This window comes from Rubrivivax albus, assembly GCF_004016515.1.
Taxonomy (GTDB): domain Bacteria; phylum Pseudomonadota; class Gammaproteobacteria; order Burkholderiales; family Burkholderiaceae_C; genus Rubrivivax; species Rubrivivax albus.
Genome location: NZ_SACT01000021.1, coordinates 1 through 6,260, shown reverse-complemented (window position 1 = coordinate 6,260; position 6,260 = coordinate 1). Strand labels below are relative to the sequence as shown.

General features: G+C 60.7%; 9 protein-coding genes. All 9 read right to left on the bottom strand.

Annotation, left to right across the window (positions count from 1 at the left end; translation table 11 throughout):
- Positions 1 to 213: 213 nt before the first annotated feature.
- Positions 214 to 567 carry a DUF3147 family protein gene (locus ENE75_RS24345; protein WP_128201653.1) on the bottom strand — a complete coding sequence of 118 codons (354 nt, stop codon included), beginning with the start codon at positions 565 to 567 and terminating at the stop codon, positions 214 to 216.
- Positions 568 to 757: 190 nt separating this feature from the next.
- Positions 758 to 1,219 carry an aminoglycoside 6'-N-acetyltransferase gene (aac(6'), locus tag ENE75_RS24340; RefSeq protein WP_128201651.1) on the bottom strand — a complete coding sequence of 154 codons (462 nt, stop codon included), beginning with the start codon at positions 1,217 to 1,219 and terminating at the stop codon, positions 758 to 760.
- A 133-nt stretch (positions 1,220 to 1,352) separates the two neighbouring features.
- Complete coding sequence (locus tag ENE75_RS24335; RefSeq protein ID WP_128201649.1) at positions 1,353 to 1,820, bottom strand: DUF2314 domain-containing protein; 468 nt, start codon at positions 1,818 to 1,820, stop codon at positions 1,353 to 1,355.
- A gap of 203 nt (positions 1,821 to 2,023) precedes the next feature.
- Entirely contained in the window at positions 2,024 to 2,470 is a 447-nt protein-coding gene (locus ENE75_RS24330; RefSeq protein WP_158289089.1) for a TlpA family protein disulfide reductase, read from the bottom strand.
- 1,033 nt (positions 2,471 to 3,503) lie between these two features.
- A complete protein-coding gene (locus ENE75_RS24325) occupies positions 3,504 to 3,716 on the bottom strand; it encodes a hypothetical protein (RefSeq protein ID WP_128201644.1) in 213 nt (70 codons plus the stop codon).
- 133 nt (positions 3,717 to 3,849) lie between these two features.
- Positions 3,850 to 4,293, bottom strand: coding sequence for a GNAT family N-acetyltransferase (locus ENE75_RS24320; protein ID WP_128201642.1), 444 nt, complete (start codon positions 4,291 to 4,293; stop codon positions 3,850 to 3,852).
- Between the two features lie 140 nt (positions 4,294 to 4,433).
- Entirely contained in the window at positions 4,434 to 4,958 is a 525-nt protein-coding gene (locus tag ENE75_RS24315; RefSeq protein WP_128201640.1) for a GNAT family N-acetyltransferase, read from the bottom strand.
- Positions 4,959 to 5,157: 199 nt separating this feature from the next.
- On the bottom strand, positions 5,158 to 5,457 hold the full coding sequence (locus ENE75_RS24975) for a hypothetical protein (protein WP_158289088.1): 300 nt from the start codon (positions 5,455 to 5,457) through the stop codon (positions 5,158 to 5,160).
- A 154-nt stretch (positions 5,458 to 5,611) separates the two neighbouring features.
- Positions 5,612 to 6,031 carry a lysozyme inhibitor LprI family protein gene (locus ENE75_RS25845; protein WP_128201638.1) on the bottom strand — a complete coding sequence of 140 codons (420 nt, stop codon included), beginning with the start codon at positions 6,029 to 6,031 and terminating at the stop codon, positions 5,612 to 5,614.
- Positions 6,032 to 6,260 lie beyond the last annotated feature (229 nt).

Here is a 6,260-nt window from a genome sequence, read left to right as displayed (position 1 = left end):
CGCGCGGCAGCCTTGACGGCATCTTCAGGGGGCGCGACCGGTAGGTCATAGCTGATTAGGAAGGGGCGCACTTCCTGACGCCTAACGTTCGAGCTAAGCCGCGCGCAGCGGCGCGGCGCCTGGCCCGCGAAGCGCAGGATACACAGCAGGCGCCTCGCGGGCCAGGTGCCGTGCCGTTGCGCGTCGGCGCTTGAGCGAGGGGTTAGGCCGCACTCACGCCACCAACTCAACACCGAAGCGGCGAAGCAAGACACTGAACAAAAGGAAGACCACGACGGTGAGGACCACGCTCGCCCCAAGCGCCAGCCAGAAGCCGAGGCGCTGCAGAAGCCACGGAAATGCCAGAAACATCGGCAGCGTTGGCAAGACGTACCAGAACGTGTAGTACGCGTGGTTGCCAATCTTCTCGTTCGACTGACCTTCGACTTGCAGCCAAACCAGAACCAGCACAGTCACCAATGGGAGGGCAGCAATGAGCGCACCAAGCTTGTCACTTCGACGAGCGACCTCACTTACTGCCACAACTACGGCAGCGGTCACGAGGTACTTGACTGCCAGCCAGAGCATCGAGTTTCGCGGTTCTTGGCTTGTTGTTTTGCTGGTGCGCACGAGCACCACGGGTTGCGGCTGTGCGGCCTAACGTTCGAGCTAAGCCGCGCGCAGCGGCGCGGCGCCTGGCCCGCGAGGCGCAGGATAGACCACCAGCGCTTCGCGGGCCAGGTGCCGCGCCGTTGCGCGTCGGCGCTTGAGCGAGGGGTTAGGCGTCATTCTTCGGCGAGAGTGACATGTTGAAGCAGACGATGCGCTCTGCCTCTGTAAAGCCAAGCCGCAGATGTGCAGCCTGACTAAGTGTGTTCGAGATCTCTGTGTCCGACGCGAGTTCAGAGCAACCCATGCCTATGGCCCAGGCTGCAACCTCCTGCACGAGGGCTCGAGCAACCCCTCTCCTTCTCGCAAGCGGCACCACGTAGAGGCCTTCAAGGAACCCGACTGGAGAGCTGCTTGCTCCGGCAACGTAGTCACTTCGGATAGAAGCCTCTGCGAACCCAACCGCGCCTAGCTCAGGAAGACGCACGACGAACTGTGCGAAGCGAGAGAGCTCAATGAGAAAGCTCCTCATCTCATCGATGTGCTCTGCCACGCTGCAGTCAGGCCAGAGTTCACTACGCAAGCGCAGCCAGTCAGGATCTTCAACTGAGGACAGAGGTTCGGGCCTCATGACGCCTAACGTTCGAGCTAAGCCGCGCGCAGCGGCGCGGCGCCTGGCCCGCGAAGGGCATGATAGACAACGGGCGCTTCGCGGGCCAGGTGCCGTGCCGTTGCGCGTCGGCGCTTGAGCGAGGGGTTAGGCATCACTGCACTTCGGACCAACACTTAACTCCAAGTTCTTCATCGAGTTCCCTTTGCTCTGCCTCCGGAAGCCGGCTACGCAATACCCGCAGGGTGAACCCTCCGTACGCTGTTCCCTCGATATTCACCAACCAATCGAATACGTCCTCCGTATCGAACCACAGCCTCTGGCCTACATGGTGCCATTGGCAAAGTTCAGACGGAACTTCAAAAAACTCACCCAGATACACCGCATCAGTGGAGTCGTATGCGAGAACCCTTAGCCACAGGTAGATGCGAGTCCCCGGTTCGTTCTCATCTCCTTCATCCGGATCCTTGAACGCGAGCTTGGCAAAGCAGGTCTGCGTGCCGTCTCCCAGAACATACGACTGGAACTCCTGCATTGACCGCGCAGCAGCGTCATATGCAGCTTGGTACTCACGATCACTGGCCGCGATCGCGGTAAAGCTAGGCTCTGGTGGTCGATCCAAGGGGCCTCCCCTTATTTGCCGCCCGCATCAATGGCGTGTGCCCTGTGATGCCTAACGTTCGAGCTAAGCCGCGCGCGGCGGCGCGGTGCCTGGCCCGCGAGGCGCAGGATAGACCACCAGCGCTTCGCGGGCCAGGTGCCGCGCCGTTGCGCGTCGGCGCTTGAGCGAGGGGTTAGGCGTCACCGTCTTCTGCAGTAGTCGCCCTACTCTTCTATGGCTTGCCGAATCTTGGCAACGACCTGCTCAACTTCGCTCTCCGAGTACCCAACGTACTTGAGCTTGATCTTGCCATCCTTTCCTATCACGACCAGATGAGGCACGCCGTTCACTCCGTACCGCTCGTATACCTTTCTGTCCGCGTCATGAACAAACTTCAACGCCAGACTTTGTGCCGCCTTACCAATTTGCCTAAACTTGTTCTTGTTCTCTATGCTGATGGCAACAACCTTGACCTTGTCTTCGCCAAAGAACTTCTGGATGCCTTCAAGAAGTGGCAGTTCTCGTTGGCACGGACCACACCAAGACGCCCAGAAGGTCGCCACGACAACCTTACCTCGATAGGCGGAAGCCAAGAATGCATCGCCTTCGTATGTCTTCCCAAGGTAGTCAGGCGCCTCGGAGCCAATGACCACAGGGGACTCTGAGGCCAAGCAAGCGGTGCTCAAGAGCACTCCACAGAGAAGTACTACTGCCTTACGAAACATCAAGATGCCTCCACGGTCGCGGATTCCGTGACGCCTAACGTTCGAGCTAAGCCGCGCGCGGAGGCAGGCGGCGTAAGCCTGGTTCGCGATAATGCCTCATAGGCCGCGAACCAGGCTTACGCCGACTGCCGGAGCGCGTCGGCGCTTGAGCGAGGTGTTAGGCGTCACCTTGGCATTGATGCTGCACTATTTCCAGAATACCGGGAAGAGACCGCCGTACCAGGCCCAACTGTGCGGCCACGCCCCAGCAGCCGCCACCAGAGCGACTGCCAAAAAGTGTACGAATAGATTTGCCAAGCCAAATTTGGCTTCATGCAGGCGATTCCGCATCTCGAACCTCTTTGGGGCTAGTGCTCGAAGCAACATTGAGCCGAGGTAGACCGCCGCAATGAAGAAACTCGCGTATGCCAAACCTAGAAGAATCGAAGCTGCCGATAAATAGATGTAGTCCGAAAGGGCATCGCAGCTTCCGAGGCTTTGCGCGAAGAGTATGAAGGCCCACAGCACCGAGAAGAGAAGTGTTGTCGCACCCAGCAGTAGCCAGTCGCCTTTCGAGGGCGCATGAAATCTGCGGATTCGCGGAAGCTGAGATTCTTGACTCATCGGCGCGTGCGCTGTGACGCCTAACGTTCGAGCTAAGCGGACCCCGGCGGCAAGGCGCCTGGGCCGCGAGGTGCAGCATACACAGTGAGCGCGTCGCGGCCCAGGCGCATTGCCGTTGGGGGTCCGCGCTTGAGCGAGGGGTTAGGCCGCACTTTGGGCCTAGCCTTGCGAACTGCCCTGGCCACCGCCAGCCTTGGACATGCACTGCTCCGGTGTACCGATGAACAGCCAAGCTGCAGCCAGCACCCCCTGCAAGGCCAAGAGCCAGTACCGGCTGCCGCTGAACGAGTAGACCGCCGCACCGACCGCCGAGCCCACGCTCAGGGCGACTACCAGCCAAATGAGTCGACGACCCAAAGCCCTTTGGACTAGGCGCTCAGGCATTGGCACCAACCTTGAACTTCAGGAATGCGCCAAGGCCCATAAGGACCCACAGTCCTGCTGTGAGATACGCGAAGGCTTGAATTTCCGACTTCTGGCAAAGACCAGCAAGCAGCGGAACCTCGCCGCAGCCGAAGGCCATGACGGCAAACGCGATGCCAGGGCCAAGATGCAGGATGGCCAGGGCGTAGAAGACGACGCGGAGCATTCCTCGTGCGGCCTAACGTTCGAGCTAAGCCGCGCGCGACGGCGCGGCGCCTGGCCCGTGCGACGCATGATATGCACACTGCGCCGCACGGGCCAGGTGCCGTGCCGTTGCGCGTCGGCGCTTGAGCGAGGGGTTAGGCCGCAGTCTCGGCGCCCCCAAGTTCTTTGACCATGTGGTACTTGCCAATGCCATGCGGATACCCTGACCTGGCAAACGCGACGGCGTACCCAAGCTTCTTGTAGAACTCTGGCGCCTGAAAGCTCAGTGTCTCGAGATAGAAGGAGGTGCAGCCCTTCTCGATGCCATGGCGCTCGAACGCCTGGACCAAGCCGACCCCGAGACCGTTGCCCCTGTAGCTTGCTGCCACCCATAGCTGCTGTAGCTCACAAAGCTGGCCCCAGCGGCGGCCGATGGCGCCGCCGATGACATGACCAGCTTCATCTCGCACGAAGCAAGACAATGCTTGAACTTCATGTAGCGGCGCAGCCTGGTCATTGAAGTCACCGAGCCCCTTGTCGACGATGGTGCTCTCTTCTTCGGGCAGACCGTCATGCGATTCGTAGCGGAACTCCGGCACGGCGTCTCTCCTGCGGCCTAACGTTCGAGCTAAGCCGCGCGCGCAGGCAGGCGGCGTAAGCCTGGTTCGCGATGATGCCTCATGCGCCGCGGACCAGGCTTACGCTGCCTGCCGGAGCGCGTCGGCGCTTGAGCGAGGTGTTAGGCCGCAGTTTCAGCATTGCCAAGTGCGAGCCACATGTGAACCTTGGACAAGTACCCCTCTTGCCCACGAATGGCCATGGGTTCTACGCCAAAGCTCTTGAAGCCAACCGAACGGTAGAGCGCTTCCGCCGCTACGTTGCCCTGCGTCACCGTGAGCGTGATGACCTGGACGCCAGGCTTTGCCTTGGCATGCTCGATGGCCGCAGCCACCAACGACCGCCCTGCCCCCGTACCACGTGCCCCTGGCTTGACGTACATGCCAATGAGAAGCGCCTTGTGACGTGTCTTTGGCTTGAAGGCGAACTCCAACGCGACCGTGCCAACGAGTTCGCCCCCGTCATAGGCGCCGAACGCGACAGTTGAACCTGAGGAGTCAGCGATTCTCTTGAGCCACCACGACTCTGGCTCGGCCGCTCGCTCTTCTGGCGTAGATGTGAATGCGTCCGGAGCACTAGCATACGCCTCCAACATCAAGGCGCGGTATGAATCGACATCAGCGGGGGTAAGCGGCGCGACGCGCATCCTGCGGCCTAACGTTCGAGCTAAGCCGCGCGTGACGGCGCGGCGCCTGGCCCGCGAAGCGCATGATAAACAACGGGCGCTTCGCGGGCCAGGTGCCGTGCCGTTGCGCGTCGGCGCTTGAGCGAGGGGTTAGGCCGCAGCGCAGGCGGCAGGGACGTATTGGATGCCATGCACAGGAAAAGAGCATTGACGAAGTGGTCTATAGGCCTTCGTCGTTTTCTTGCTCTCTCGCGATTGCATCTCTTTCAGATTGACTAAGGTACCGCAACCTCAATTCCTCAATGCTTGGCATTCCCTCGACGCCACGGAGAATTGCACCAAAGCGATGGATCCAAGAGTGGAGTTCTTGATCCCGGTAACTGTAGTCGTCGAGGTCAAACAGCAAGAACTTGTGCGCTTCTCGCGCCGCATACTCATCTGGAGTCTGCCGCAGGTCAACTTGGCTGCGCGCGAACTCCTCTCGGAAACCATCTGCAATCTTTAGGATAGGTACGGTCATGATGGACGAGTCGGTGGTTCTGCGGCCTAACGTTCGAGCTAAGCCGCGCGCAGCGGCGCGGCGCCTGGCCCGCGAAGTGCATGATGAACCAACCGCGCTTCGCGGGCCAGGTGCCGTGCCGATGCGCGTCGGCGCTTGAGCGAGGTGTTAGGCGTCATTCCTTCGTGGCTACCGAAGGGCAACTCAGGTCTCCCTCTTCGCAGGAAGCGAGACGTTCTAGCTCGGATAGTCGCCGCCTCGTCTTCTCTCGCATACAAGCCGAGAAAACCGCGGGATAGGCACTGCCCCCTGCTACGCCCGAACTCTCGAAGCTGCACGCGAGCTCTCGATACCGGACCCATGCGGCTTGTGCACGTTCGAAGTTCTCTCTCTGTTCGCCTTGAAGCCGCTTTGAGTATGAGTGGTACAGCGTTGCCAACCTTCTTTCGGCCTCGCTGAACCCCGCGCTCTCGCAAGCATTCCATGCTGCCTGCGTTCTTGCCCCAGTGCACTGATTGAATTCCTCTGATCCAGGCTGAGCCGATGCACAGGAGGCAAGCAATAGCGCCTGAAGGTACAAAGTGGGTGACCGCATGACGCCTAACGTTCGAGCTAAGCCGCGCGCAGCGGCAAGCGCCCTGGCCCGCGAGACGCAGGATAGACCACAGGCGTTTCGCGGGCCAGGGGGCTTGCGGTGGCGCGTCGGCGCTTGAGCGAGGTGTTAGGCCGCACTGCGCACCCGCCAAGCCATGTGATGCTCGTCATACAGCACGCCATCTACGAGCAGGAAGCCACGCTCGGTTCCGTACACCTCGAAACCCACA